Origin of the sequence: Pelomonas sp. Root405 (assembly GCF_001425165.1) — a bacterium.
In the GTDB taxonomy this organism is placed as follows: Bacteria; Pseudomonadota; Gammaproteobacteria; order Burkholderiales; family Burkholderiaceae_C; genus Pelomonas.
Genome location: NZ_LMDU01000014.1, coordinates 52,995 through 78,147, shown reverse-complemented (window position 1 = coordinate 78,147; position 25,153 = coordinate 52,995). Strand labels below are relative to the sequence as shown.

Annotated in this window: 22 protein-coding genes; 13 read left to right on the top strand and 9 right to left on the bottom strand. The window is 69.2% G+C overall.

Features of this window, described 5'->3' with window-relative positions; genetic code table 11:
- Positions 1-20: 20 nt before the first annotated feature.
- The 10 genes from ASC81_RS18390 (at position 21) to ASC81_RS27100 (ending at position 10,286) form a co-directional block, all read left to right on the top strand.
- Positions 21-1,241 (top strand): glycosyltransferase, encoded by a 1,221-nt coding sequence (locus ASC81_RS18390; protein ID WP_156392266.1) that lies wholly within the window; start codon positions 21-23, stop codon positions 1,239-1,241.
- A gap of 10 nt (positions 1,242-1,251) precedes the next feature.
- Positions 1,252-2,121 carry an amidohydrolase family protein gene (locus ASC81_RS18385; protein WP_056270224.1) on the top strand — a complete coding sequence of 290 codons (870 nt, stop codon included), beginning with the start codon at positions 1,252-1,254 and terminating at the stop codon, positions 2,119-2,121.
- Positions 2,112-2,618 (top strand): glycosyltransferase family 4 protein, encoded by a 507-nt coding sequence (locus tag ASC81_RS18380; RefSeq protein ID WP_056270213.1) that lies wholly within the window; start codon positions 2,112-2,114, stop codon positions 2,616-2,618. Before ASC81_RS18385 ends, ASC81_RS18380 begins: the two co-directional genes overlap by 10 nt.
- Positions 2,612-3,328 (top strand): glycosyltransferase family 4 protein, encoded by a 717-nt coding sequence (locus ASC81_RS27565; RefSeq protein ID WP_255354452.1) that lies wholly within the window; start codon positions 2,612-2,614, stop codon positions 3,326-3,328. The genes ASC81_RS18380 and ASC81_RS27565 overlap by 7 nt, the downstream gene beginning before the upstream one ends.
- Positions 3,325-4,482, top strand: a complete 1,158-nt coding sequence (gene glf / locus ASC81_RS18370; RefSeq protein ID WP_156392264.1) for a UDP-galactopyranose mutase — start codon at positions 3,325-3,327, stop codon at positions 4,480-4,482. Before ASC81_RS27565 ends, glf begins: the two co-directional genes overlap by 4 nt.
- 41 nt (positions 4,483-4,523) lie before the next feature.
- Positions 4,524-5,552, top strand: coding sequence for an SDR family oxidoreductase (locus ASC81_RS18365; protein WP_056270207.1), 1,029 nt, complete (start codon positions 4,524-4,526; stop codon positions 5,550-5,552).
- A gap of 143 nt (positions 5,553-5,695) precedes the next feature.
- Positions 5,696-8,281 (top strand): CheR family methyltransferase, encoded by a 2,586-nt coding sequence (locus tag ASC81_RS27115; protein ID WP_056270206.1) that lies wholly within the window; start codon positions 5,696-5,698, stop codon positions 8,279-8,281.
- An 18-nt stretch (positions 8,282-8,299) separates the two neighbouring features.
- Positions 8,300-9,220: a PAS domain-containing protein gene (locus tag ASC81_RS27110; RefSeq protein WP_056270202.1), complete on the top strand. Its 921-nt coding sequence runs from the start codon at positions 8,300-8,302 to the stop codon at positions 9,218-9,220.
- A gap of 33 nt (positions 9,221-9,253) precedes the next feature.
- Entirely contained in the window at positions 9,254-9,874 is a 621-nt protein-coding gene (locus tag ASC81_RS27105) for a sensor histidine kinase KdpD (RefSeq protein WP_056270199.1), read from the top strand.
- A gap of 7 nt (positions 9,875-9,881) precedes the next feature.
- Positions 9,882-10,286, top strand: a complete 405-nt coding sequence (locus ASC81_RS27100) for a response regulator (RefSeq protein ID WP_056270197.1) — start codon at positions 9,882-9,884, stop codon at positions 10,284-10,286.
- Positions 10,287-10,301: 15 nt separating this feature from the next.
- Here the strand turns inward: ASC81_RS27100 and ASC81_RS18340 are convergent, their stop codons facing one another.
- The 8 genes from ASC81_RS18340 to ASC81_RS18305 all read right to left on the bottom strand — a co-directional run bounded on the left by ASC81_RS18340 (position 10,302) and on the right by ASC81_RS18305 (position 20,925).
- Positions 10,302-12,716: a catalase gene (locus ASC81_RS18340; RefSeq protein ID WP_056270194.1), complete on the bottom strand. Its 2,415-nt coding sequence runs from the start codon at positions 12,714-12,716 to the stop codon at positions 10,302-10,304.
- A 97-nt stretch (positions 12,717-12,813) separates the two neighbouring features.
- Positions 12,814-13,704: a YihY/virulence factor BrkB family protein gene (locus tag ASC81_RS18335; protein ID WP_369820869.1), complete on the bottom strand. Its 891-nt coding sequence runs from the start codon at positions 13,702-13,704 to the stop codon at positions 12,814-12,816.
- A gap of 90 nt (positions 13,705-13,794) precedes the next feature.
- Entirely contained in the window at positions 13,795-15,819 is a 2,025-nt protein-coding gene (locus ASC81_RS18330; RefSeq protein ID WP_255354451.1) for a PAS domain S-box protein, read from the bottom strand.
- Positions 15,820-16,031: 212 nt separating this feature from the next.
- Positions 16,032-16,424, bottom strand: a complete 393-nt coding sequence (locus ASC81_RS18325) for a DUF6766 family protein (protein ID WP_056270190.1) — start codon at positions 16,422-16,424, stop codon at positions 16,032-16,034.
- 56 nt (positions 16,425-16,480) lie between these two features.
- Entirely contained in the window at positions 16,481-18,595 is a 2,115-nt protein-coding gene (locus ASC81_RS18320) for a TonB-dependent siderophore receptor (protein WP_056270189.1), read from the bottom strand.
- Positions 18,596-18,624: 29 nt separating this feature from the next.
- Positions 18,625-18,945 (bottom strand): DUF3325 family protein, encoded by a 321-nt coding sequence (locus ASC81_RS18315; RefSeq protein ID WP_056270185.1) that lies wholly within the window; start codon positions 18,943-18,945, stop codon positions 18,625-18,627.
- Positions 18,938-20,605: a PepSY domain-containing protein gene (locus ASC81_RS18310; RefSeq protein WP_056270182.1), complete on the bottom strand. Its 1,668-nt coding sequence runs from the start codon at positions 20,603-20,605 to the stop codon at positions 18,938-18,940. Before ASC81_RS18310 ends, ASC81_RS18315 begins: the two co-directional genes overlap by 8 nt.
- A gap of 17 nt (positions 20,606-20,622) precedes the next feature.
- A complete protein-coding gene (locus tag ASC81_RS18305; protein WP_056270181.1) occupies positions 20,623-20,925 on the bottom strand; it encodes a hypothetical protein in 303 nt (100 codons plus the stop codon).
- A 223-nt stretch (positions 20,926-21,148) separates the two neighbouring features.
- Here ASC81_RS18305 and ASC81_RS18300 point away from each other — a divergent pair, with 223 nt between their 5' ends.
- From ASC81_RS18300 to ASC81_RS18290, 3 genes are read left to right on the top strand one after another with little or no spacing between them, the layout of a single operon-like run.
- Positions 21,149-22,534 carry an acetylxylan esterase gene (locus ASC81_RS18300; protein ID WP_162245924.1) on the top strand — a complete coding sequence of 462 codons (1,386 nt, stop codon included), beginning with the start codon at positions 21,149-21,151 and terminating at the stop codon, positions 22,532-22,534.
- An 11-nt stretch (positions 22,535-22,545) separates the two neighbouring features.
- A complete protein-coding gene (locus ASC81_RS18295; protein WP_156392260.1) occupies positions 22,546-23,772 on the top strand; it encodes an AGE family epimerase/isomerase in 1,227 nt (408 codons plus the stop codon).
- Positions 23,773-23,775: 3 nt separating this feature from the next.
- Positions 23,776-24,708 (top strand): carbohydrate kinase, encoded by a 933-nt coding sequence (locus tag ASC81_RS18290; RefSeq protein ID WP_056270171.1) that lies wholly within the window; start codon positions 23,776-23,778, stop codon positions 24,706-24,708.
- 13 nt (positions 24,709-24,721) lie between these two features.
- On the opposite strand, the gene ASC81_RS18285 is transcribed toward ASC81_RS18290, so the two are convergent.
- Entirely contained in the window at positions 24,722-25,075 is a 354-nt protein-coding gene (locus ASC81_RS18285; protein WP_056270170.1) for a DUF1428 domain-containing protein, read from the bottom strand.
- Positions 25,076-25,153 lie beyond the last annotated feature (78 nt).

The window sequence follows — 25,153 nt, the reverse complement described above, 5'->3', positions numbered from 1 at the left end:
GCGCGCCTTTCAACCACCTGATGTTCACCACCATGCCGCCACCCGTACTGGTCGTTTTTTGCCACCTCCGCTGGAGCTTCGTCTATCAGCGCCCCCAGCATCTGATGTCGCGCCTGGCCGGCCGATGGCGCGTCGTGTTTGTCGAGGAACCGATGCGCTGCGACGGCCCCGCCCACGTCGAGGTGCGCGACATCGCACCGCAGCTGCAGCTGCTGGTGCCGCACACGCCGGTCCCCGCGACCGGCTTCCACGACGACCAGCTGGCCGCCACGCAGACCCTGCTGGAAGCCCACTTCGCCGCCGAGCAGCTGCATGTCGATGTGGCCTGGCTCTACACGCCCATGGCCCTGCCGCTGGTCAGCGCCGTGCGGCCCGACTGCGTCGTCTACGACTGCATGGATGAGCTGACCGCCTTCAAGGACGCGCCGCGCCAGCTGCGCCAGCGCGAATCGGCCCTGCTCAAGCGCGCCGCCATCGTGTTCACCGGCGGGCCGTCGCTGTACGAGGCCAAGCGCCGCCTGCATCCGCATGTCGTCTGCCTGCCCAGTGCCGTGGACGCCGACCATTTCGACGCCAACCGGCTGCAGGCCGACAGCCCGCATGCCGCCGAGGTCGACCGCCTGCAGGGCGACCTGCCGCAGCCTCGCCTGGGCTTCTTCGGCGTCATCGACGAGCGCCTGGACACCCGCCTGGTCGCCGCCGTTGCCGATGCGCACCCCGAGTGGGCCATCGTCATGGTCGGCCCCGTCGCCAAGATCGACCCGGCCACGCTGCCCCAGCGCCCCAACCTGCACTGGCTGGGCATGCAGGGCTATGAGCGCCTGCCCTATCTGCTGGCCGGCTGGGATGTTGCGCTGATGCCGTTCGCCCTCAACGAGGCCACGCGCTTCATCAGCCCGACGAAGACGCTGGAGTACATGGCCGGCGGCAAGCCCGTGGTCAGCAGTCCCGTCGCCGACGTGGTCTCGCTGTACGGCGACGCCGTCGAGGTGGCCGACGGACCGCAGCAGTTCGTGCAGGCGTGCGAGAAGCTGCTGGCCGAGACCGCCGCAGAGCGCGCCGAGCGCCGCGTGGCGATGGCGGCCAGCGTCACGCGCTTCTCCTGGGACTTCGCCGCCGACACCGTGCATGCGCTGTTGTCCCAGGTCGTGCGCCTGGCCCGCCCGGCGGCGGTGGTCGAGCAACTGGCCGCCGAGACGCGCCCGGCGCCGCTCGCCGCGGTCGGCGGCCTGCGCAACTGACCCTGGCGCGATGCTGATCGACGCCCACCTGCACTGCACCGGCCGCGAGACCCGGGCCGACGTGCTGCGCACGCTGGACGAGGCCGAGGTGGACATCGGCGTGCTGCTGGCGCCCTTCCTGTCGGACGGCTATTCGCTGGGCGACGCCGACTCGCTGACGCGGGCCAACAGCCATCTGGCCGAGCTGGTGCGCGGCGAGGCGGACCGTCTCGTGGGCTTCGCCGTCGTCAACCCGCTGCACCCCGGCGCGGTGGATGAGCTGCAGCGCGCCGTGGACAGCGGCCTGCGCGGCGTGAAGATGGTGCCCAGCGGCTGGTACCCCTACGACGACGCGGTGCAGCCGGTGTTTGCACGCGCGGCCAGGCTCAAGCTGCCGGTGCTGTTCCACAGCGGCATCTTCATCGACGGCCGCTCGGGGCGCTTTTGCCGCCCGGTGTTCTTCGAGGCCCTGCGCGACCACCCCGGCGTGCGCGTGGCGCTGGCGCATGTGGGTTGGCCGTGGACGGACGAGGCCATTGCCGTCGGCCTCATCGACCGCATCCACGGCGTGCCGGACGCGCAGGCGGTGTTCCGCTTCGACCTGTCCTTCGGCCCGCCGCCGCCCTACCGGCGCGAAGTGCTCAAGCTTGCGCTGGAAGTGCTGGGCCCGGGCCTGCTGCAGTTCGGCAGCGACTGCTTCCTGCCCTGCCCCGGCGCGCAGCTGCGCGAACGGCGCGGCTGGCTGGAGAATTTGCTGAACGAGTTGCAGACGCCGGCCGACGCACTCGACAAGATCTTCAGCGGCACCGCCGCCGCCTGGCTGGACGGGCCACCGCCGCATGTGCCGGGCCGGCCGCTGCTCAAGCTGGGCTCAGGCCGCTGGGGACCGGTGTGCTGCTGAACACCGTCACGCCGCTGCCGCCGCTGCCACCGCAGCGTGAGGGCCGCGTGCAGGTGCTGGAAGTGCTCGGCAACGCCATCGTCGGCGGCATGGAGAGCTGGGTATTGCGCCTGGTGCAGGCGCTGCCGGCCGAGCGCTTCGCGTTCACGGCGCTGTGCCCTTTCGAGAGCCCGCTGACCGACCAGTTGCGTGCCAACGGCGTGGAAGTCGAGATCGCGCCGATTCCCGACGACCTGCCGTGGCCGACGCTGCAGGCCACCTGCGCGCTGATCACCCAGCGCCGCATCGAGCTGCTGCACGCCCACCTGCCAACCGCCCACATGCTGGCCGGCCTGGCGGGGCGGCTGACACAGCGGCCGGTACTGGCCACCATCCACGCCCGCGAGCTGACCACGCTCGACCTGGAAGTGCACCGGTTGGCGCGCAGCCATGTCAGCGTGGTCGCGCGGCAGAGCTATTTCCACGCGCTGGGCCTGGGGTCGATCCGGCGCTGCTGAGCTGCGAGCCCAATGGCGTTGACACCGAGCTGTTCAAGCCGCGCGAACGCGTTGCGGGCGAGCCGCTGCGCGCCCGGCTGGGCCTGGGGCCCGAGGCACCACTGGTCGGCTTCGTGGGCCGCCTGTCGCCCGAGAAGGGCCCCGAGATCTTCGTGCGCGCGGCGCTGATGCTGAAGGCGCGCATGCCCGAGGCGCACGCCGTGCTGGTGGGCGAAGGCCCCATGCATGGCGAGCTGCAGTCGCTGGTGCACCGCTTCGGCCTGGCGGGCCAGGTGCACTTGGCGGGTGTCTGCCACGACATGCCCGCGCTGTACGGCGAGCTGGACGTGCTGGTCTGCTGCTCGCACACCGAGGCCATGCCGCTGGCGCTGATGGAGGCCATGGCCTGCGGCCTGCCCGCCGTGGCCACGCGCGTGGGCGGCGTGCCCGACATCGTCGAGCAGGGCGCCACCGGCTGGCTGGTCGCGCCCTGCGACTTCGACGCCATCGGTTACTGCTGCGCGCGGCTGCTGGCCGACCCCGACCTGCGCCGCAGCACCGGCGCCCGTGCCCGCCAACGCGCCGTGCAGCGCCTGGGCCTGGGCGCCAGCGCCGCCGGCGTCAGCGCGCTGCTCGAACGGCTGGGCCGGCCCGCCGCGCCCCATCAACTCAGCGGCGCCGACACCCGATCCGGGAAGGCGCCACGCCCCTCACGCACTGGAACTTCATGAGCATGCACACCTTCAAGAGCCAATTCCCCGCCGCTCCCGGCGGCACCCCGGGCTACGACACCCTCGTGGTCGGCGCCGGCTTTGCCGGCAGCGTCATGGCCGAGCGCCTGGCCTCGCAGGCAGGCCAGCGCGTGCTGGTCGTGGACAAGCGGCCGCACATCGGCGGCAACGCACATGACCGCTACGACGAGAACGGCCTGCTCATCCACCCCTATGGCCCGCACATCTTCCACACCAACTCGGCCGATGTGTTCGCCTACCTGTCGCAGTTCACCCAGTGGCGGCCCTATCAGCACCGCGTGCTTTGCAGCGTTGACGGCCAGCTGCTGCCCATGCCCATCAACCTGGACACCATCAACCGCCTCTACGGCCTTTCGCTGAGCGCCTTCCAGGTGGACGAATTCCTGGCCGGTGTGGCCGAGAAGGTGGACCGGGTGCGCACGTCGGAGGACGTCGTGGTGTCGCGCGTCGGGCGCGACCTGTACGAGAAGTTCTTCCGCGGCTACACGCGCAAGCAATGGGGGCTGGACCCGTCGGAGCTGGACGCCAGCGTCACCGCCCGCGTGCCCACGCGCACCAGCCGCGACGACCGCTACTTCACCGACACCTACCAGGCCATGCCGCTGCACGGCTACACGCGCATGTTCGAGCGCATGCTGGCCCACCCCAACATCCACGTGATGACGGGCACCGACTACCGCGACATCGTGCATGTCGTGCCCTGGAAGCACATGGTCTACACCGGGCCCGTCGACAGCTTCTTCGGCCACCGCCACGGCCAGCTGCCCTACCGCAGCCTGCAGTTCGAGCATGTCACCGTGCAGCCGCCCGATGGCCAGGCGCATGTGCAGTCGGTCGGCACCATCAACCATCCCAACGACCACCTCTACACCCGCGTCACCGAGTTCAAGCACCTGACCGGCCAGCGCCATGAGGCCAGTTCGCTGGTCTATGAGTACCCGCGCTCCCAGGGAGAGCCCTACTACCCGGTGCCGCGCCCCGAGAACACCGCCCTGTACCGGCGCTATGAGACCGACGCGGAGGCGCTGTCCGACGTCACCTTCATCGGCCGCCTGGCCAGCTACAAGTACTACAACATGGACCAGGTCGTGGCCCAGGCGCTCGCCACCTTCAAGCGCATGACGCAGCCGTGATTCGCGGCGCATTTCCCTTCTCGCCATCCCAGGAGCAAGCCATGACCCAACCCACCAATACGCAACGCCGCCAGGCCCTCGCGCTGGCCGGCGCCGGCCTCGTCGGCGCCCCCGCCATGCTCGCCCAGGCCGCCGACGCGCCCACGCCCAGCGGCACGCCGCCCGGTGGCGCGTCAAGCTCGACCCGCCCGCCGATGCAGGACCCGCGCGAGCAATACCCCAAGCCGCCGTTCCCGGCGCAGCGGCAGGAGCCCCCCGGCCTGACCGCGCGCATGAAGCCCAGGCCCGACCACGGGGAGAGCAGCTATGTCGGCTCCGGGCGCCTCAAGGGCCGGCGTGCCTTCATCACCGGCGGTGATTCCGGCATCGGCCGCGCGGCCGCCATCGCCTACGCCCGCGAGGGCGCCGACGTGGCCATCGGCTACCTGCCCGCCGAGGAGGAAGACGCGCGCGAGGTCATCGCGCTGATCCGCGCCGAAGGCCGCCGCGCGGTGGCCCTGCCCGGCGACATCCGCACCGAGAGCGTCTGCAAGCAGCTGATTGAAGATGCCGTCAAGGGCCTGGGCGGGCTGGACATCCTCGTCAACAACGCCGCCAAGCAGCAGGCGCGCAAGTCCATCGCCGAGATCGACAGCGAGCAGTTCGACGCCACCTTCAAGACCAACATCTATGCGCCCTTCTGGCTGACCAAGGCGGCCCTCAAGCATCTGAAGCCGGGCAGCGTGGTCATCAACACGGTCTCGGTCGTGGCCTACGACCCGCCACAGGACCTGTTGGACTACGCCAGCACCAAGGGTGCGCTGGTGATCTTCACCAAGGCGCTGGCCAAGCAGTTGGCCGAGCGCGGCATCCGTGTCAACGCCGTGGCGCCGGGCCCGATCTGGACGCCACTGCAGCCCAGCGGCGGCCAGTTGCCCGACAAGCTGCCCAAGTTCGGGCAGGACGCGCCGTTGGGCCGGCCGGGGCAGCCGGCGGAGCTGGCCGCCGCCTTCGTGCTGCTGGCCTCGCAGGAGGGCAGCTACATGGTAGGCAGCGTGCTGGGCGTGACCGGCGGCCGGCCGGGGCCCTGAGCGGCCCTTGGCAAGGCACATGCCCGCGGCGCCCTAACGGCACTGTCAAACGCGGGATACCAACGGGCACTGTGCCTGCCCCGGCGCAACCTTAATTCGCCGCTTCTAAAACCGAAAAGCGCCGCGGGGAGAGACCACAGAGCATGGAGCACGACCCCACACAGCCCGACCACGCCGAGGAGGATCTGGCCGACGAAATCGACAACGTGGTCCCCACGCGGGGCTACCAGATGCTCCCGGTGGTGGGGCTGGGCGGGTCGGCGGGCAGCATCGTGCCGCTGCAGCAGTTTTTCGAGCGCATGCCGCCGGATACCGGCATGGCCTTCGTCGTCGTGCTGCACCTGTCGCGCGACCATGACAGCAACCTTGCCGAGGTGCTGCAGCGCGCCACCACGATGCCGGTGAGCAAGGTGACGGAGGCGGTGCTGGTGGAGCCCAACCAGGTGTATGTCATCCCGCCGGGCAAGGGGCTGCGGACCATGGACGGCCACCTGCGGCTGTTCGAGCTGCCCAGCGACCGCACCCGCCACGTGGCGGTGGACCACTTCTTCCGCACGCTGGCCGATACGCAAGGCCCGCATGCATCGGCCGTCGTGCTGTCCGGCGGCGACGGCGACGGCGCCATCGGTATCAAGCGCATCAAGGAGCGCGGCGGCCTGACGGTGGCCCAGGACCCGGGCGAGGCCGAGTTCGACGGCATGCCGCGCGCGGCCATCGCCACAGGCATGGTCGACTGGATACTGCCGGTCGCCAACATGCCGGAGCGGCTGCTCGACTACAACCGCCAGGAGCGGCGCGTGCGCCTGCCGCCCGAGGACGGCCCGCAGGTCGAGCTGCAGGACACCGCCAAGGACGAGGCGCTGCTGCGCGACGTGCTGAACTACCTGCGCAGCCGCACCGGCCGGGATTTCTCGTACTACAAGCGCGCGACCATCCTGCGCCGCATCGGCGGGCGCATGCAGGTCAACGCCATCGACGATCTGGGCGGCTACCTGGACTGCCTGCGCACCCGCCCCGGCGAGTCGGGCGCCCTGCTGCAGGACCTGCTGATCAGCGTCACCAACTTCTTCCGCGACGGCGACTGCTTCGATGCGCTGCAGGCGCGCATCCCCGAGCTGTTCCGCGGCAAGGGGCCGTCGGACCTGCTGCGCGTCTGGGTGGCGGCCTGCGCCACCGGCGAGGAGGCCTACACGGTGGCCATGCTGCTGAACGAGCATGCGCGCACGCTCGATTCGCCGCCGGTGGTGCAGGTGTTCGCCACCGACCTCGACGAGGACGCCATCCAGGTGGCGCGCGAGGGTGTCTACCCGGGCGCCATCGAGGGCGATGTGTCAGAGGAGCGGCTGCGCCGCTACTTCAGCAAGGACCCCCGCGGCTACCGCGTGCGCCGCGAGGTGCGCGAGATGGTGCTTTTCGCGATGCACGACCTGCTCAAGGACTCGCCCTTCTCGCGGCTGGACCTGGTCACCTGCCGCAACCTGCTGATCTACCTGAACCGCGAGGCCCAGGCCCGCGCGCTGGACATCTTCCACTTCGCGCTGCGCCCGGGCGGCCTGCTGTTCCTGGGCTCGTCGGAGTCTGTCGAGGACGGCACCGCGCTGTTCTCGGTGCTCGACAAGAAGAACCGACTGTTCTGCCAGCGCCCTGCGCCGCGCACCGGCCTGCCCGTGCCCAGCGGCCCCGGCACGCTGGCCCTGGCGCTGGAGGCCCAGCAAATGCAGGCCGACAGCCCCCACGTGATCGGACGGAATTTCGAGCAGGGCCAGACGGGCCCGCGGGTCGTGGACCGCTTGACGAGCACGCGCATGGTGCCCTGGGGCGACGTGCACCTGCGCCTGGTGGACCGGCTGGCGCCGCCGTCGGTGCTGGTGGATGCCGACTACGAGATGCTGCACCTGTCGCCGGCGGTGGGGCGCTTCCTGCAGTTCAGCGGTGGCGAACCCAGCCGCAACCTGCTGCGCGCCGTGCACCCGGCGCTGCGCATCGAGCTGCGCGCGGCCCTCTCTCAGGTCGCCAAGAGCGGTGAGCCCGCCTCCGTGCCGGCCGCGGCCGTGGCCCTGCAGGACGACACGGTCAAGGTGGACGTGCGGGTCTATCCGGCGCGCGATGTCTCGCCCGGCCTCCTGCTGGTGACCTTCCAGGAAGGTACGCCGGACACGGCGGAAGGCACGCATGTGCCGCCCCGCACCGCCGAGCCCCTGGCGCGCCAGCTGGAACTGGAGATCGAGCGGCTGAAAACGCATCTGCGCGACACCGTCGAGGAGTACGAGGCGTCGACCGAGGAGCTCAAGGCCAGCAACGAAGAGCTGCAGGCCATGAACGAGGAGCTGCGCTCGGCCACCGAGGAGCTGGAGACCAGTCGCGAGGAGCTGCAATCCATCAACGAAGAGCTGACGACGGTCAACCACGAGCTCAAGAGCAACGTCGACGAACTGGGCCACGCCAACAGCGACCTGCACAACCTGATGGATGCGACGGCCATCGCCACCGTCTTCCTGGACCGCGATCTGCGCATCACACGCTTCACGCCGTCGGCCGTGGGCCTGTTCAACCTCATCGCCACCGACGTCGGCCGCCCGCTGACCGACCTGAAGAGCCGGCTGCGCTACTTCAACCTGGCGGCAGACGCCCAGCAGGTGCTGGAGACGCTGGTGTCGGTGGAGCGCGAAGTCGGCGAGGCGGGCGACAGCTGGTACCTGGCGCGGCTGCGGCCCTACCGCACCATCTAAGACCGCATCGCCGGCGTCGTGCTGACCTTCGTCGACATCACCGAGCGCAAGCGCACCCAGGAAGCGCTGCGCAATGCCGATGCGCGCTTTCGCGCCATCGTCGACCAGGCCACCGTCGGGGTGCTGCAGGTGGACCTGCAGGGCCGCGTCGCCTTCGTCAACGGCCGCATGTGCAGCCTGCTCGACTACGCCGAGCAGGAACTCGTCGGCATGCCGGTGGACCGGCTGGTGCATCCGGACGACATGGCCCTGCACCGTGAGCGCCTGGACCGGCTGCTGCACCAGGGCCAGTCCTACGAGATCGAGAAACGCGTGCTGCGCCGCGACGGCAGCGCCGTTTGGGTTCACAACAGCGTCACGGCCTTGCCGGCGACCGAAAGCGATGCCGGCTCCGTCATCGCCGTCTGCGTGGACATCACCGAGCGCAAAAGCGCCGAGGCGGCCCTGCGCAACAGCGACGAGCACCTGCGCATGGTGCTGGAAAACGCCCGCGAATACGCCATCTTCACGACCGACACCGAGCGCCGCATCACCGGCTGGAACCCGGGTGCCGAGCGCATCCTGGGCTATGGCGAGGCCGAGGCGGTGGGCCGCAGCGGTGACATGATCTTCACCGAGGAAGACCGCATCGCCGGTGCGCCCGAGGCCGAGGCCGGGCAGGCCCGCACCGAGGGCCGCGCTGGCGATGACCGCTTCCACAAGCGCAAGGACGGCGGCCTGTTCTGGGCCAGCGGCGTCATGATGAAGATGCTGGACGGCGAGGGCCGCCATGTCGGTTTCCTGAAGATCCTGCGCGACCAGACCGACGCCCGCTTCGCGCAGCAGGAGCTGGAGCGCAGCCGGACCGACCTGCTGCAGGCGCTGCACGACAAAGAGGCGGCGCGCGCCGCGCTGGAGGCCGCCAATGCCGCCAAGGACCAGTTCCTGGCCGTGCTGTAGCACGAGCTGCGCACGCCGCTGACGCCCGCCGTCATGGCGCTGCAGCTGCTGTCACGGCGCAAGGACATGCCGGCCGAGGTGCACCAGACCCTGGAGCTCATCCACCGCAACATCGCCGTCGAGTCGCGCCTCATCGACGACCTGCTCGACCTGACGCGCATCTCGCGCGGCACGCTGGCGCTGGAGCGCGGGCCGGTCGACCTGCACCAGGTCATCCGCAGCGCCTGCGAGATCTGCGAACCCGACCTGCGTGACAAACAGCAGCAGCTGGAACTGACGCTGGACGCGCCCGAGCACCGCATCGTCGGCGACGGCCACCGGCTGCAGCAGGTGGTGTGGAACCTGCTGAAGAACGCCTGCAAATTCACGCCGCCCGAGGGCCTGATCCAGCTGACGACCTCGGTACAGGACGGCAGCTTCGTCATGGCCATCACCGACAACGGCGTGGGCATTGACGCCGAGACGCTGCCGCGCATCTTCGAGGCCTTCGTGCAGGGCGGCACCTGGGTGGCGCGCGAGTTTGGCGGGCTGGGGCTGGGCCTGTCGATCTCCAAGGCCACCGTCGAAGCCCACGGCGGCCACCTGCTGGCGCAGAGCCCCGGCCGCGGCCAGGGAGCGACATTTGCCATGCATCTGCCGTTGACAGAAGTGTGAGGCGGTGATGGCGACCAGCTCTACCCAACCCAGTGGCGGCCTGCGGATATTTGTCGTCGAGGACAACGAGGACACCCGCAACATCCTGTCGCAGCTGCTGCAGGTGATGGGTCACCAGGTCAGCAGCGCCGGCACGATCAGGCAGGCGGTGCAAGATTTGCGGCACACCGACGTGGACGTCATCATTTCCGACCTCGGCCTGCCCGATGGCGAGGGCTATGAACTGCTGGGCCAGCTCAGCCCGTCGCACCCGGTCTATGCCATCGCGATGAGCGGCTACGGCACGCTGGACGACCGCGAGCGCAGCGCCGCCGTCGGCTTTCGCCACCACCTGGTCAAGCCGATGGACATCGACAAGCTGGAGTCGGTGCTGGCCGAGGCGGCAGCGGAGCGCTCGCTGCCCCGCCACTGAGGCGGCCGCCCCGCGTCAAACGACGGGGGGATCGGTCTCGCGCTCGGGGTGCCGATGGCGCGCCAGGCCGCCGATCAGCGCGGCGGCGCCGGTGGACGCGTCCGCCGTGATGGTCAGGCCGGGGTCGGGTTCGCCGTTGGGCAGCGTGCGCGGCAGGCCGACGAGGTCCAGCAGGTCGGCGCCGGTGCCGAGCGCCAGGATGGTCTTGCAGTGGCGGTACTGGTCGCGGATGCCTTCCATCGAATGACCGTCGGCCGACAGCGCGATGACGGCCGCGTCGCCGTCGGGCAGTACCAGGGCGTCGAACAGGAAGGCGGGTTCGTTCTCCAGCGAGGCGTCGGCCTCGATCACCACGCCGTCCACCGTCGCGACGGGCCCGATGCGCGGCGCGACGAAGCGCGGCACCGCGCCGGCATTCAGCAGCGCGGCGTGCACGTCGGCCGCGCTCTGGCCCGCACAGCCGTCGGCAACGAAGATGGCCACCTTGCGGCCCTTGACCGAACCGTCACCCGGCCGTGCCATCAACGACAGCGGCGGCGAGTTGGTGACCTCGGGCTTGAGCTTGCGGGTCAGCGCGCGCGGCATCGGCTCAGGCAGCGGGTTCATGTTGAGGCCGGCAGCCACCTGGGCGGCCAGCGTCTCAGAGGCATTGCGCAGCATGGCCACGACGCGCTGGCGGATGGCCGGCACGGTGACCTTGCTCAGCTCGAAGCGGAAGGCCGCGGCGATGTGGGCCTGCTCGGCCGGCGTCTGGCTGTTGAAGAACAGCGCGGCCTGGTTGTAGTGCTCGGCGAACAGCTCGGGCTTGGCGCGCACCTTGGCCTGGTCCTCGCGGGCCTTCAACCGGGCGGCCACGGAGGTGAAGCCTTGCGCCGCGCCGGCCTGGAATGGGCAGCCGCCGGCCAGCGAATTGGGCTCGTAGGCCACTCGGCCCCGGTTGATGGCCTGGCGGTGCATGCCGTCGCGCTGGTTGTTGTGCACCGGCGCGATGGGCGCGTTGATCGGGATCTCGTGGAAGTTGGCGCCGCCCAGGCGGCTGATCTGCGTGTCCACATAGGAATGGATGCGGCCGGCCAACAGGGGGTCGTTGGTGAAGTCCAGGCCCGGGATGATGTTGGCCGTGCAGAAGGCGACCTGCTCGGTCTCGGCGAAGAAGTTGTCGGGATTGCGGTTGAGCACCATGCGGCCGACGGGCTGGATGGGCACCAACTCCTCGGGAATGATCTTGGTGGCATCAAGGATGTCGAACGAGAACTTGTCGGCCTGCTCCTCGGTGAAGACCTGCAGGCCCAGCTCGTACTCGGGGAAGGCACCCGCCTCGATGCGCTCCCAGAGGTCGCGGCGGTGGTAGTCCGGGTCGGCGCCGGAAATCTTGACCGCCTCGTCCCAGACCAGGGAATGCGTGCCGTACTTCGGGGTCCAGTGAAACTTGACGAAGGACGATTCACCGGCCTCGTTGACGAGGCGGAAGGTGTGCACGCCAAAGCCTTGCATGGTGGCGTAGGAGCGCGGGATGGCGCGGTCGCTCATGACCCACATCAGCATGTGGGTAGATTCGGGCATCAGCGAGACGAAGTCCCAGAAGGTGTCGTGGGCGCTGGCGGCCTGCGGCATCTGGTGATGGGGCTCGGGCTTGACCGCGTGCACGAGGTCGGGGAACTTCATCGCGTCCTGGATGAAGAAGACCGGGATGTTGTTGCCGACCAGGTCCCAGTTGCCCTCGTCGGTGTAGAACTTGACGGCGAAGCCGCGCACGTCGCGTGCCGTGTCCTTGGAGCCGCGCTCGCCCTGCACGGTAGAAAAGCGCACGAACACCGGCGTGATCTTGCCGGCCTGCTGGAAGGGTGCCGCCTTGGTGAGGTGCGGGATGGCGTCGTAGGCCTCGAAGAAGCCGTGCGCCGCCGAGCCGCGCGCATGCACGATGCGCTCGGGGATGCGCTCGTGGTCGAAGTGGGTCAGCTTGTCGCGCAGGATGAAGTCTTCGAGCAGCACCGGCCCGCGCGTGCCCGCCTTCAGCGAGTTCTGGTTGTCGGCAATGGCCACGCCCTGGTTGGTGGTCAGGTGCCGGCCGCTGCTGTCGACGCGCACGCGCGTCAACGGCCCGTTGGTGGGGTTGTTGCCTTCGGCCGGGGCCTCCCCGGTCTTGGGCGAAACGTTGACCTCGGTCAGCGTGCTGGACGCCGGCAGGCGCGAGGGCGGCGCGACGGTGGCGCCGACCGGCGGGTTCTGCCCGTTCGCGGCGCCATGTTCGGCGGCCTTGTTCGGGTTGGCGGGCATGGCCGCGGCCATCTCGCCGGTTTCCGCCATCTTGCGGGCGGCAAAGTCGCCGTCGCTGGCCGCCATCGGGTTGGCTGGCCCGCTGTCGGTGTTGCGGGCGGCAGCTTTGGCAGCGGCGGACGAGCCGCGGGCGGTCTTGCGAGGCGTGGGCATGGAGTCTCCAGGTGACGAAACGGAATGGCGCCCTTGGCAAGGGCGCTTCGTGTTCGTGCACGCTTAGGCAAACCGCATGCCTTGCAATTCCTGCCGGCTAGCTTGCCGAGCGATGGCGCAGCGAGCCCATGCGGTGGGCATAGACCCAAGTGAACTCGGCCCCGACCAGAAAGATCTGCGCCGAGTAATAGACCCAGACGAACACGATGGCCACCGAGCCGGCCGCCCCGAAGCCGCTGGCGATGCCGCTTTTGCCGATGTACAGGCCGATGAGCAGGCGCCCCAGCGTGAACAGCAGCGCCGTCACCGCCGCGCCCACCCACACGTCGCCCCAGCCCACCTTGACGCGCGGCATGACCTTGTAGATCAGCGCGAACACCGCGGTCGTGAGGCCGAAACCAACGACCGTGTTGATGCCCTGGGCCAGCATCTCCCAGCCCTCGAACCAGCCGCCCCACCACTTCCCCAATGCGGCGATGACCGCGCTGGTGACGAGCGACACCACCAGCAGGAAGGCCACACCAAGGATCAGGCCGAAGGACAGCAGCCGCGCGCGCAGCAGCCCCCACAACCCGCTGGACCCGGACCTGGCGGGCGCGCGCCAGATGCGGTCCAGGGCGTCCTGCAATTCGGCGAACACGGTGGTCGCGCCGACCAGCAGCACGACGCCGCCGACCACTGTGCCAAGCGCTCCGGCGCCAGGCTTGCTGACGGCGGCCAGCATGTCCTGGATGGCCTTGGCCGCCTCCGGCCCCATCAGGCCGGCGATCTGCGCGAACAGCTCGCCGCGCACGGCCTCGTCGCCGAACAACAGCCCCGCCACCGACACGACGATGACCAGCAGCGGCGCCAGCGAGAACACCGTGTAGTAGGACAGCGCCGCCCCCATGCTGGGCGCGTAATCGTCGATCCAGGCCGACAGGGCCGCCTTGATCAGCGCCCACCAGTTGGCCAATGACCAGCGCGACGCATCGCCCGTGCGAGGCAGGTCGGCCTTGGCAACGCGCTGAGGGGCACGGGAGGGAACAGCATCGGTCTGCACGCCGCCCTGCGGCAAACCCCGTTCCCGGCCGGGCAGCTACAGGCCCAGCAGCTCGGCCAGCAGCGCGGGGAGTTCCTCCAGCGTGTTCTGCTTTTGGAAGGTGGCGCGCACACCCGCCCGCTCGGCGTCCGCCAGCAGCTCGGGCGGCAGGTTGCCCGACCCGATGACGACCGGCACGCCCGGCCGTATGGCATGGATCTCGCGAAGCACGTCCAGCCCCGACAGGCCGGGCATGTTCAGGTCGGTCACGACGATGTCGACATCCGACGGCGCGTTCTCGAAGCACCGCAGCGCGTCGGTTGCATGGCCGAAGACGGACACGCGGTAGCCCGCGCGCTCCAGCAGGCGCGACACCATCAGCGTCATCACCTCGTCGTCGTCCACGTACATGACATGCCGGCCGGCACCGTGGGCCGGCTGCGGCTGCATCGGCATGGGCTCGGTGGCGGCCGCGTTGTCGCCGGCCGGCAACCAGATGTGGAAGGTGGTGCCCTTGCCAGGGGCGCTGTCCACCGTGATGGCACCGCCATGCCCGGTGACGATGCCGTGCACGACGGACAGGCCCAGGCCCGTGCCCTCGCCTTCGGGCTTGGTGGTGAAGAAGGGCTCGAACACGCGCTTGACGGTGGCCTCGTCCATGCCCGGGCCGTCGTCGCGCACGAACAGGTGCACGTGGCGCCCTGGCGCCAACCCGCCCAGGCGCTCGGCGGCTTCGCGGTCCAGCGGCGTCTCGCTAGCGCCGATCACGATGCGCCCCGGCCGGCCGGCCATCGCCTGCCAGGCGTTGGCACACAGGTTGATGAGGGCCTGCTCGACCTGGGTCGCATCGGCAAAGACACGCAGCGGCCGGCCGGGCAGCTGTGTCTCGATCTTGACCGAGGTGGGGATGGTCGGCCGCAACAGGCTCATGGTCTCGTCGACGAGCGCCTGCAATTCGCAATGGCCCGCGCGCTGCGGCCGGCGGCGCGCGAAGGTCAGGATCTGCTGGACCATCTCACGGCCACGCAGCCCGGCCTTGCGGATCTGCTGCAGGCTTTGCACGGCGGGATGCTGCGGGTCGAGGTCGTCCAGCGCGAGCTGGGTGTTGCCAAGGATGCCGGCGACGATGTTGTTGAAGTCATGCGCAATGCCGCCCGCGAGCACACCGATGGCTTCGAGCTTCTGGGTCTGGCGCAGATGGTCTTCGAGTTCGCGACGTGCGGCCTCGTTGCGGCGCAGTTCATGCTGGGCGCGGTTGCGCTCGGTCAGGTCGCGCATGAAGGCCGCGAAATGCCGCCGGCCGCCCACCTCCAGCTCGCTGAAGGCCACCTCGATCGGCACCTCGCTGCCATCGGCCCGCAGGCCGATCGTCTCGGTCGCCCGCCAGTCCAGGCGGCGCTCGCCGCTGCGCAGGTAGGCGGCAAAGCCGCGGTCGTGCGCGCCGCGCAGCCGCGGCGGCTGCACCATCGCGAGCGACTGGCCGATGACATCCTCGGGCCTGTGGCCGAAGAGGGTCTGCAGCGCCGGATTGGCGAAACGGATGATGGCTGCGTCGTCGATGATGAGCACCGCGTCGGTCGTCGTCTGCCACAGCAGCCGGTAGCGCTCCTCGCTTTCGCGCAGCGTCACCTCTGAACGCGCCAGCGCTGCCATCAGCGCCTCGCCCTTGGCCCGCTGCTGCTCGGCTTGCGAGCGCTCCAGCCGCACGCGCAACAGGTCGGCGACCAGATCGGCCAGGTGCCTGAGCACGGTGACCTGGTCGGGGGTGAGCGCGCCCGGCACGGCATCGAGCACGCAGACTGCGCCCAGCAGGTGCCCGTCGAAGCAGATCGGCTGGCCGGCGTAGAACCTGACCATCGGCCCCTCGGTGACCAGCACGTTGCCGCGAAAGCGCGGGTCGGCCGTCGCGTCGCAGACCTGCAGCAGCGCGTCGCTGCCGAGGGTGTGAACGCAGAACGACTCCGACAAGGGATGGAAGAGGCGGTCCCAGCCGACGCGGGACGCGACCCATTGGCCGTCGGGCGTGATGAAGGTGATCAGCGCCGTCGGGCGCCCGGTAGCCAGCGCGGCCATGGCGGTCACCCGGTCGAACGACGCGTCCTCGTGAGGACGCAGCAGATCAAGCGTCCGCAGAAGCGTGAGTCGAGAGGGATCGTCGAGGTCTGACACCACGTTGTGCAGGTTGGCCGAGGCATCGTGCCTGAGCGCCGCCAGCCGCGCAATGTGGGACGAACCCCGTGCGCAACCACCCAAAACAGGGATACACAGCGCGAGGAAGCTCGTTCAGCGTCACCCTAAAGCTGCGGGCCCACGTGGCGGCCGGGATAGCGGGCGTTGAGTTCATCGATCAGCCGGTTGGCGTTGGACGGATCGACCTTCCTGAGGATGGCATCGAGCTTTTCCTCCAGGCGGTCGTCCTCTTCCTTGGACTGCGGCGAGCCGATGTAGAGGAAGTAGGTCAGGCCGACGACCTGCCACAACAGTTGCAGGAACTCGGACTGCCAGTTCTCCAGCGTGTCGCGCAGCATCTGCACGGCGAACTGACCGGCCTGCACGGCCTGCCCATGGGCGCGCTGTTCCTCGACGTATTCAAACCAACCGAAAAGCCAATGCCCTGCCAGCGTGAACACGAACAGGCCGCCCGTGATCCAGCCAAAGCCATACCGCTTCCAGATCGAGATCCGCATCGGGCCTCCACCGACTGACCGAACTGCCCCTGTTGGGGCAAGCAGCGATCCCGGGGTCAGAGCTGGTAGTTCAGCGAGACGGCGTAGTTGCGCGGCGCGTTGTAGATGGCGCCATAAGCCAGGCCCTGGACTGCCTTCTTGTTGAACAGGTTGTTGACGTTGAACCGCACGGTGGTGCGGTCGTTGATGTCATAGGCGGCGAAGGCATTGGCGACCAGGTAGGCGTCCTGGCGTGCGCCGGCGGTCTTGCTGATGTCGGACTGCCAGCGGCCGCCGATGCCGAGCTTGAGGGCCGGCAGCGCGGGCAGCCGCGTATCGGCGCGGAAGTTGACCGTCGTGCGGGGGATCCACTCGTAGGTGTCAGCACCGTTCGGGCCCTTGACGCTCAGGCGCGTCGCGCCCAACGTCAGCCGGGTGTCCTGGCTAATGCGGCCCGTGGCTTCGACCTCGATGCCCTTGGACTTCACGTCGCGGCCTTCGTAGTAGTCGACCGGCTGGTTGTTCTCGTCCTGCTTGGTGCCGACCCTGAAGGCCAGGCCGTGCTGCTCGGCGCGGAAGACGGCCAGCGTGGTCAGCAGCTGTTTGTCCAGCCACTCGGCCTTGACGCCCAGCTCCTGGTTGACGCCCTTCATCGGCGCCAGGTAGGTCTTGAGGTCGGCGCCCTTCTGGTCCTGGTTCTGGAAGATGTCGGAGTGCGACACATAGGCCAGCATGTCCGGCGTGATGTCGTAGGTCAGGCCGACGTAGGGGCTGGTTTCCTTGGTGGCGGGGTAGACAGGGTCGTTGGGCGAGACGCTGCCGTAGCGCGAGCTGCCAGCGCGTTCGAGCTTGATCGCGTTGACGCCGACGATGGCCTTGAGCTGGTCGGTCAGCGCCAGCCGCGTGGCGGCATAGAAGCGCGTCAAGGTCTGCTCGCCACCGGAGGCAGGCGACGACGCGCCCCAGACCGGCTCCGTGTAGGCATTGCCGGGATAGGGGAAGGCCGGCAGCGCCTGGTACTGATACTTCGTCGTGTCGTAGTCAAGCGTGTCGGTGGCGCTCTCCTGGTGCGAACGGCTGATGCCGGCAATCAGCGTGTGCGAGCGGCCGAAGGCATCGAAGCGGCCGTTGACGCTGGCGTCAAACAGGCGGTTGTCGGTGCTCGTCCGGGCGCTGTAGGGCCAGCCGAACAAGCCGGTGTTGTCATTGTTGAGGCCGGCGGTGAAGGGGAAGGCGTAGAGCAGGCGCACGTCTTCCTTGGCACGCCGCAGGTTGTAGGTCAGCCTCGCTTCCCAATCGGGGGTCAAGGCATGCGTGTACTCGACGAAGGCGTTGCTGGATTCGACGTTCCAATAGGTCCAGTCCTGCGAGGTGGAGGACGAGGCAGGGAAGTCGGCCTGGCGGCCGTCGGCGTAAACCAGCGTCAGCGAACCCCACATGGGCGAGCGCTGCTTGGCGTCCTGATGGGTGATGCCCAGCGTCAACACGCCGTTGCTGCCGATCTGGCCGTCGACGACGCCATACAGCGTCGTGCGCTTGTCGTGCAGCGCGCGCAGGTAGGAATCCTTGTCCTCGTGCGCGACGACCACGCGGCCGGCCCAGGCGCCGTCGCTGCTGAAGACCTTGTTGTAGTCCAGTTCGGCGCGCTTGAGCCCGTAGGAACCGGCCGAGAAGCCGACCTGGCCACCGTCCGTGTTGGTGGGGCGCTTGCGCACGTAATTGATGGTGCCCGAAGCGTTGCCGACGCCGGTCAGCAAGCCGTTGGCGCCGCGGATGAGCTCGATGCGCTCGAACAGGTAGGTGTCCTGGCGGCCCACCACCGTGCCCCAGTCGTTGCTCATGCCGACGCCGTCGACCTGGGTCAGCTGGATCTCGAAGCCACGCGAGTTGAAGGTGGCGCGGTTGGTCTCGTACTGCTCGACGTTGATGCCGGTGGCCAGTTGCAGCGCTTCGTTGCTGCCGGTGAGGCCGAAGTCGGCCATGTCTTCCTTGTCGAGGGTGCTGATGGTCTGGGGCGTGTCCTTCAGTGCCATCGGCAGGCCGGTTGCGCCCTTGGAGATGCGGTTGGCGCGCTTGCCCGTCACGACGACGGACTCGATCTGCTGCGTCGGCGCCTGGGCCTGTGCATCGGCGTCAGCGAAAAGGGCAGCGGCGGCCAGAGCGCAAGCGCTCGTCATGAATTTCGATTGCATGGAAACGCGGTAAGTGAAGAGAGTCGGGGTCAGGCCTTGCGGAGCGCAGGCCACAGCGGGCGCAGCCAGGCCGGCCGCGTCGACAAGGTCATGGCGATGGCCACCGCCGCAGCGGCGATCAGCATCAGCCAGACCAGCACGGCCATCGACGGGTGGTCAGCAGCCAGGCAGAGCGCCAGGGACACGGCCAGCGCCGCGCTGCCGCCGATGCGCAAGGCGCGCGCGGTGGCCGGCGTTTGGGGCGCGGCCTGTTGGACCTGCGCCCAATGCACCTGCATGGCCAGGGCCAGCCAGCCCAGGCCGGCGAGCGCGGCCGCCGCTGCGGCGGTCAGCAGCAGGGCCTCAGCCATGGCTGGCCTGCGTGCCGTTCAAAGCGGTGGGGGCCGCGCTGGGCATGCGCTGGCCCAGACGCCGGGCAGCGTGCAGCGTGATGGCGGCCAGCGCGAGCAGGCTGAGGTCGACGCCGGCCACCGGCCAATAGCCGATGGACAGGGTGCGCAAAAGGTGGTCGCCGGTGGTCAGCGCATTGGCGACCACCGCCGCCACGGCGCCCATGGCGGCCAGCACGCACTGCTCGCGCCAGGCCGGGCTGAGCCGCCCTTGAGCGACCGCTGCATTGCGCACGAAGGCGTGCAGCAGCGCCAGGCCCCAGGCGCTCCAGAACACGGCCTTCTCCCATTCGCCCTTGTCGGCCAGGGCCTCGGGCAGCAGGCGATTGGCCACCAGCATGGCGGTCGTCGCGATCAGCATGCCGGTCACGGTGGTCACGGCCAGCGCGTCGACGATGCGGCTGCCCTGCCCGCCTGACTTGGCATGCTGCTTCTTGCGCTTCTCGACGAAGAAGATGAAGCCGGTGGCGATGCACACGCAGCCCAGCAGCCCGCCCAGCACATACAGCCAGCGCAGCAGCCAGTGCCTGAAATGCTGCAGGTGCAGGCCGGTCAGGAATTCGTTGACGCTGTCGACCGCCGTGCGCGGCGGGTCCTCGCGCAGCAGCTCGCCGCTGCTGGCCTTGAAATGAATGCCCTCGCCCGTGAGCGCCACGCGGTCGGTGCCGGCCCGGTAGACGCTGACGTAGGCGTTGGCATCGCCGACATGCTCGATGCCGAGGTAGCCCACGTCGCCGGCCATGCCCTTGGCCGCCCAGCGCCGCCGCGCCTCGGCCACCATCGCGTCGACCGAGGCCATCGGCGCGGCGACACCGGCGCGGTCATGCGGCAGGCCGGTCTCGCGCGCCTCGATCTTCTCGCTGAGCTCGTGCAGGTCATGCAGCTGCGTGTGCGCCACCGGGAAGTAGATGCCCGCGAAGATGACCAGGCCCGTGAACGCGAAGAAGAAGTGGAAAGGCAGCGCGACGACGCCGGTCAGGTTGTGCAGGTCGAGCGCGCTGCGCTGCACGCTCTTGTCGCGCCGGAAGGTGAAGAACTCGCGGAAGACCTTGCGGTGCATGACAACGCCGCTGACCAGCGCCGCCAGCATCATCAGCGCCGCAAAACCGACGATCCAGGTGCCCAGGTTCTTCCAGTTCAGGTTGAGGCTGTAGTGCAGCGGGTAGAAGAACTGGCTGCCGATGCGCAGCTGGCCATCGGGCAGCACCTTGCCATCGCGCGGGTCCAGCGCATGGATGGCCCAGACGGTCTCCTCCGGATCCTTGGCGTTGGGCACGCTGTAGCCGGCGAAGACGGCGACGACCGGGTCGCGGTGGGTGGTGTAGGCGCCCCAGCGACGGACGGTGTCGAAGCGCTCGGGGATGGCGCCGTCGACCTTGCCTTCCAGCAGGGCCACGCTCTCCTTGGCCGGCTGCATGCGCTCGAAGGCCGGCTTCAGGATGGCGTCAAAGGACGGCATCGGCTGCGGCTGGAAGCGCGACTCGGGCACCGCCCAGCGATCGATCTCACGGTCGAACACCGACAGCGCGCCGAAGAAGAACACCACCATCAGCACGAAGCCGAGCACCAGGCCGAACCAGGTGTGCAGCCACGCCATGGAGAGGCGAAAAGTCTGGAACATGTCGCGCGCCTTTCAGTTCAGACCAGCGCGCGCTGCGTCAGCGTGGCCAGGCCGGCCATGAGGGCCCCACCGCCCAGCAGCAAAAGCCAGACGCGGCCGACGCGCCGCACGCTGAAGGCCCAACAGAACACCACCAGGAAGAGAAGCACGCCAAGGATGCTGCTGAGGTGTTCGGCGTCGTGGAAAGCCATGCCGGCGGCATAGAGGCCGCTCAGGCCCAAGGCGACGAAGCCCCAGCAGAACGCGTAGCCGCCGAGGACGGCAGCAGCGATCCGCGAGATCAGCGGCAGTGGGCGCAAGGGGTGGGAGAGAGAGTCCATGGGCGCGGGTCCGAGTGACGCCCAGTTTAGACGTTATTGCGCATGATTCTCATTTGCGCATGAGATTTATTGTCATTTAGCGGCCAAGCAGGCCTTGAACCCGCGGCAGATGACCGCGCGCCAACGCGGTTGGCGAGGCGGCAGTTGCAGACTTGCAGGGCCTGGCCGGCCGCTGGCACGCCGAAGTTGCGCGGAAACTGTCGCCTTGCGCTTCCCCACCCCCATGACTCGCCAACCCTTGATCAAAGTGGCCCGCCTGAGCTTGCTGGCGCTGGCGCTTGGCCACGCCGCCCTCGCTGCCCAGCCCTCCCCCGCCGCCGCGGCGCCCGCATCGATCCTGCTGCCGCCATTGGCTTCGGCCACGTCGGCGGACGGCGCACTGTCGGTACGGCCGGACCGTGCCGACTGGACCTATGCACTGGGCGCGAGCGCGAGCTTTCGCATCACGTTGAATGTCAAGCCCTACCCGGCCGGCGGCGTGCCCATCCGCTACCGGCTCGGCCCCGACATGCGCGAGGGCGCCGAGGTCGATGCGCTCGTGCCAGCCGAGGGCCTGACGCTGACGGTTCCTGCGCAAAGCGCGCCAGGCTTCATCCGCTGCCTGGTCACCGCCAAAGTGGCAGGCAAAACGCTGGCTGCCGTCGCCACCGCCGGTTTCGCGCCCGAGCGCATCCAGGCCACGCAGGCCGACCCGGCCGATTTCGACGACTTCTGGCGGCGGCAGCAGGAGGCGCTGGCGAAAGTACCGCCAGACGTGCAGACCGTTGCCGCGCCGGAGCTGTCCAACGACAAGGTCGAGGCCTTCTACCTGAGCTTCCAGAACGTCGGCAACTGGGCCGGCCCGAGCCGCTTCCACGGCGTGCTGGCGGTGCCGCGTGCGCAGGGCAAGTTCCCGGCGCTGCTCAACCTGCCCGGCGCCGGCGTGCGGCCCTACCGCGGCAACATCGCCATGGCCGAGAAGGGCTTCATCACGCTGCAGGTGGGCATCCACGGCATCCCGGTGAACCTGGCGCCGGAGGTCTACGAACAACTCGCCCGCGGGGCGCTAGCCGAGTACCCGCGCAACCAGCTCGACGACCGCAACAGCTACTACTACCGCCGCGTCTACCTCGGCGCCCTGCGCGCCAGCGACGTGCTGGCCGGCCACCCGCGGTGGGACGGCAAGACGCTGGTCGTCGCTGGCGGCAGCCAGGGCGGGCAGCTGTCGCTGGTGGTGACGGCGCTGAACCCGCGTGTCACCGCGGTGGCGGCCGACTTCCCGGCCTACAGCGACGTGTCGGGCTATCTGCAGGACAGCACCGGCGGCTGGCCCGCGCTGTTCCGCACCTCGCCCAGTGGCCAGCTCAGCGACCAGCCCGTCGAGCCCAAGCTGGCCACGACCCGCTACTACGACAGCGTCAACTTCGCGCGCCGCGTCAAGGTGCCGGGCCACTACAGCTGGGGCTACAACGACATGGTGACGCCGCCGACCTCACTGCACGCGGCCTACAACGCGATCACGGCGCCCAAGCGCCTGGTCATCGCGCCGGACATGGCCCACAGCAGCTCGCCCGAACAGAACCGCTTGCGCACCGACTGGATACTTCAACAAGCCGGCAACAAGCCTTGACCCCAAGCCACATGACCCAGCCCCTGCCCGACTTCCGCCAGCGCGCCACGCTGCTGGCCCACATCCAGCACACACTGGCCTTCTACGCGCCACGCTCGGTGGACGACAGCGGCGGCTTCTTCCACTTCTACAAGGACGACGGCAGCGTCTTCGACCGCCAAACGCGCCACCTCGTCAGCAGCACACGCTTCGTCTTCAACCATGCGATGGCTTGGCGCCAGTTCGGCCACGCCGACGACCTGGCGCGCGTGCGCCATGGCCTGGCCTTCATCCGCGACGTGCACCGCAACCCCGCCACCGGCGGCTACGCCTGGCAGCTCGACTGGCGCAACGGCGAGAAGACCGTGCAGGACGGCACCAACCACTGCTACGGCCTGGCCTTCGTGCTGCTGGCCAATGCGCATGCGCTGCAGGCCGGCGTGACGGAAGCGCGCGGCTACCTGCGCGAGACCTTCGACCTGATGGAGCAGCGCTTCTGGCAGCCGGCCCACGGCCTGTATGCCGACGAGGCGAGCGAGGACTGGTCAGTGCTGGAGCCCTACCGCGGGCAGAACGCCAACATGCATGCCTGCGAGGCGCTGATCGCCGCCTTCGAGGCCAGCGGCGAGCGCGACTATCTGCTGCGCGCCGAAACCCTGGCCCGCCACATCACGCAGCGCCAGGCGGGTCTCTACGGCGGGCTGGTGTGGGAGCACTACCGCCAGGACTGGTCGGTCGACCCCGACTACAACCGCGACGACAAGACCAACATCTTCCGACCCTGGGGCTACCAGCCCGGCCACCTGACGGAATGGGCCAAGCTGCTGCTGATCCTGGAGCGGCACGCGGACCAACTCGCCGGCCCTGCCGACTGGCTGGCGCCGCTCGCCCAGCGCTTTTTCGACGTCGCGCTGGACAAGGCCTGGGACCACGCGCATGGCGGCATCTGCTACGGCTTCGGCCCCGAGAGCGACGGCTTTGCCATCTGCGACGCCGACAAGTACTTCTGGGTCCAGGCCGAAAGCCTGGCCGCTGCTGCGCTGCTGGCCGAGCGCACCGGCGAGCCACGCTACTGGGACTGGTACGACCGCATCTGGGCCTACAGCTGGGAGCACTTTGTCGACCACCAGCACGGCGCGTGGTACCGCATCCTCAGCCCGTCGAACGCCAAGCTGACCGACGAGAAGAGCCCCGCCGGCAAGACCGATTACCACACCATGGGCGCCTGCTACGAGGTGCTCAACGTGCTGAAGGCCTGAACGATGAGCGCTGAATTCCCCGTCTTCGTTGCGGCCGGCGAGGCGCTGACCGATCTCATCGTGCAGGACCCGCAGCACCAGCGCTGGCAGGCGCTGGTCGGCGGCTCGACCTGGAACGTCGCCCGCGTGATGGCGAGGTTGGGCCTGCCAAGCGCCTTTGCCGGCGCCATCAGCCAGGACGTGTTCGGTGATGCGCTTTGGCGCGCTAGCGGCGAGGCCGGCCTGGACCTGCGCTTCCTGCAGCGCGTCAAGCGCTCGCCGCTGCTGGCCATCGTGCACGAGACCCGGCCGCCGCAATACTTCTTCGTCGGTGACGACAGCGCCGACTTGCACTTCGACGCTGCGCTGCTGCCTGCGGGCTGGATGGCGCAGGCGGGCTGGGTTCATTTCGGCGGCATCAGCCTGGCGCGACAGCCACTCAGCAACAAGCTGCTCGAGCTGGCCGAGGACCTCAAGCGGGCGGGTGTGCGCATCAGCTACGACCCCAACTACCGCGCGCTGATGGACGAGGCCTACGACGCCACGCTGAAGCGCATGACAGCGCTGGCCGATGTGGTGAAGGTGTCCGACGAAGACCTGCAAGGCCTGTTCCGCACCGACGACATCGCCGCGGCCTTCGACAAGCTGCGCGCTCTCAACCCGGCGGCCACCTACCTCTACACCCGTGGCGCGGCCGGCGCGTCGCTGCATGTCGGCACGGCCAGCTGGCAGGCCCGGGTGCCGCCGGTCGAGGTGGTAGACACGGTCGGCGCGGGCGACGCCAGCATCGCTTCGCTGCTGTACTCGCTGAGCCAACGCGCCAACCTGCCGCCGGCGGAGCACCTGCGCTTTGCAGTGGCCGGCGGGGCCGCGGCCTGCCTGGGCGCAGGCGCCAGCCCGCCGGGCATCGAGCTGATCGAGGGCCTGCTGGCTCAGGTAACAGTGCGGGCGGGCTGACGGACGGGCGCGGTCAGGCGTCGACGACCACCTCGAAGCCGCCGAAGATCATCCGCTGCCCGTCAAAGGGCATGCCTTCCGGTCCCTTCTGCATGCTCGGGTGCGCCATCACCTGCTTCATGCCCTCGTCGCGCGCCTGCCTGGACGGCCACACGATCCACGAGAAAACGACCGTCTCGTCGGGCTTGCGCTGCACCGCCATTGGGAAGGACGTGACCTTGCCCTCCGGCACGTCCTCGCCCCAGCACTCCACCACCTGCAGCGCGCCGTGCTGCTTGAACAGCCCTGACATCTCCTGCGCCAGCGCGATATAGGCAGCCCGGTTCGCCGTGGGCACCGGGACCAGATAGCCATCGACATAGTTCATGTTTCGCTCCGTTGAGGGTCACGGCAACAGCGCCGTCTGCTGGACGACGAAGCGCCGCGGCCATGATCGACAGCGAAG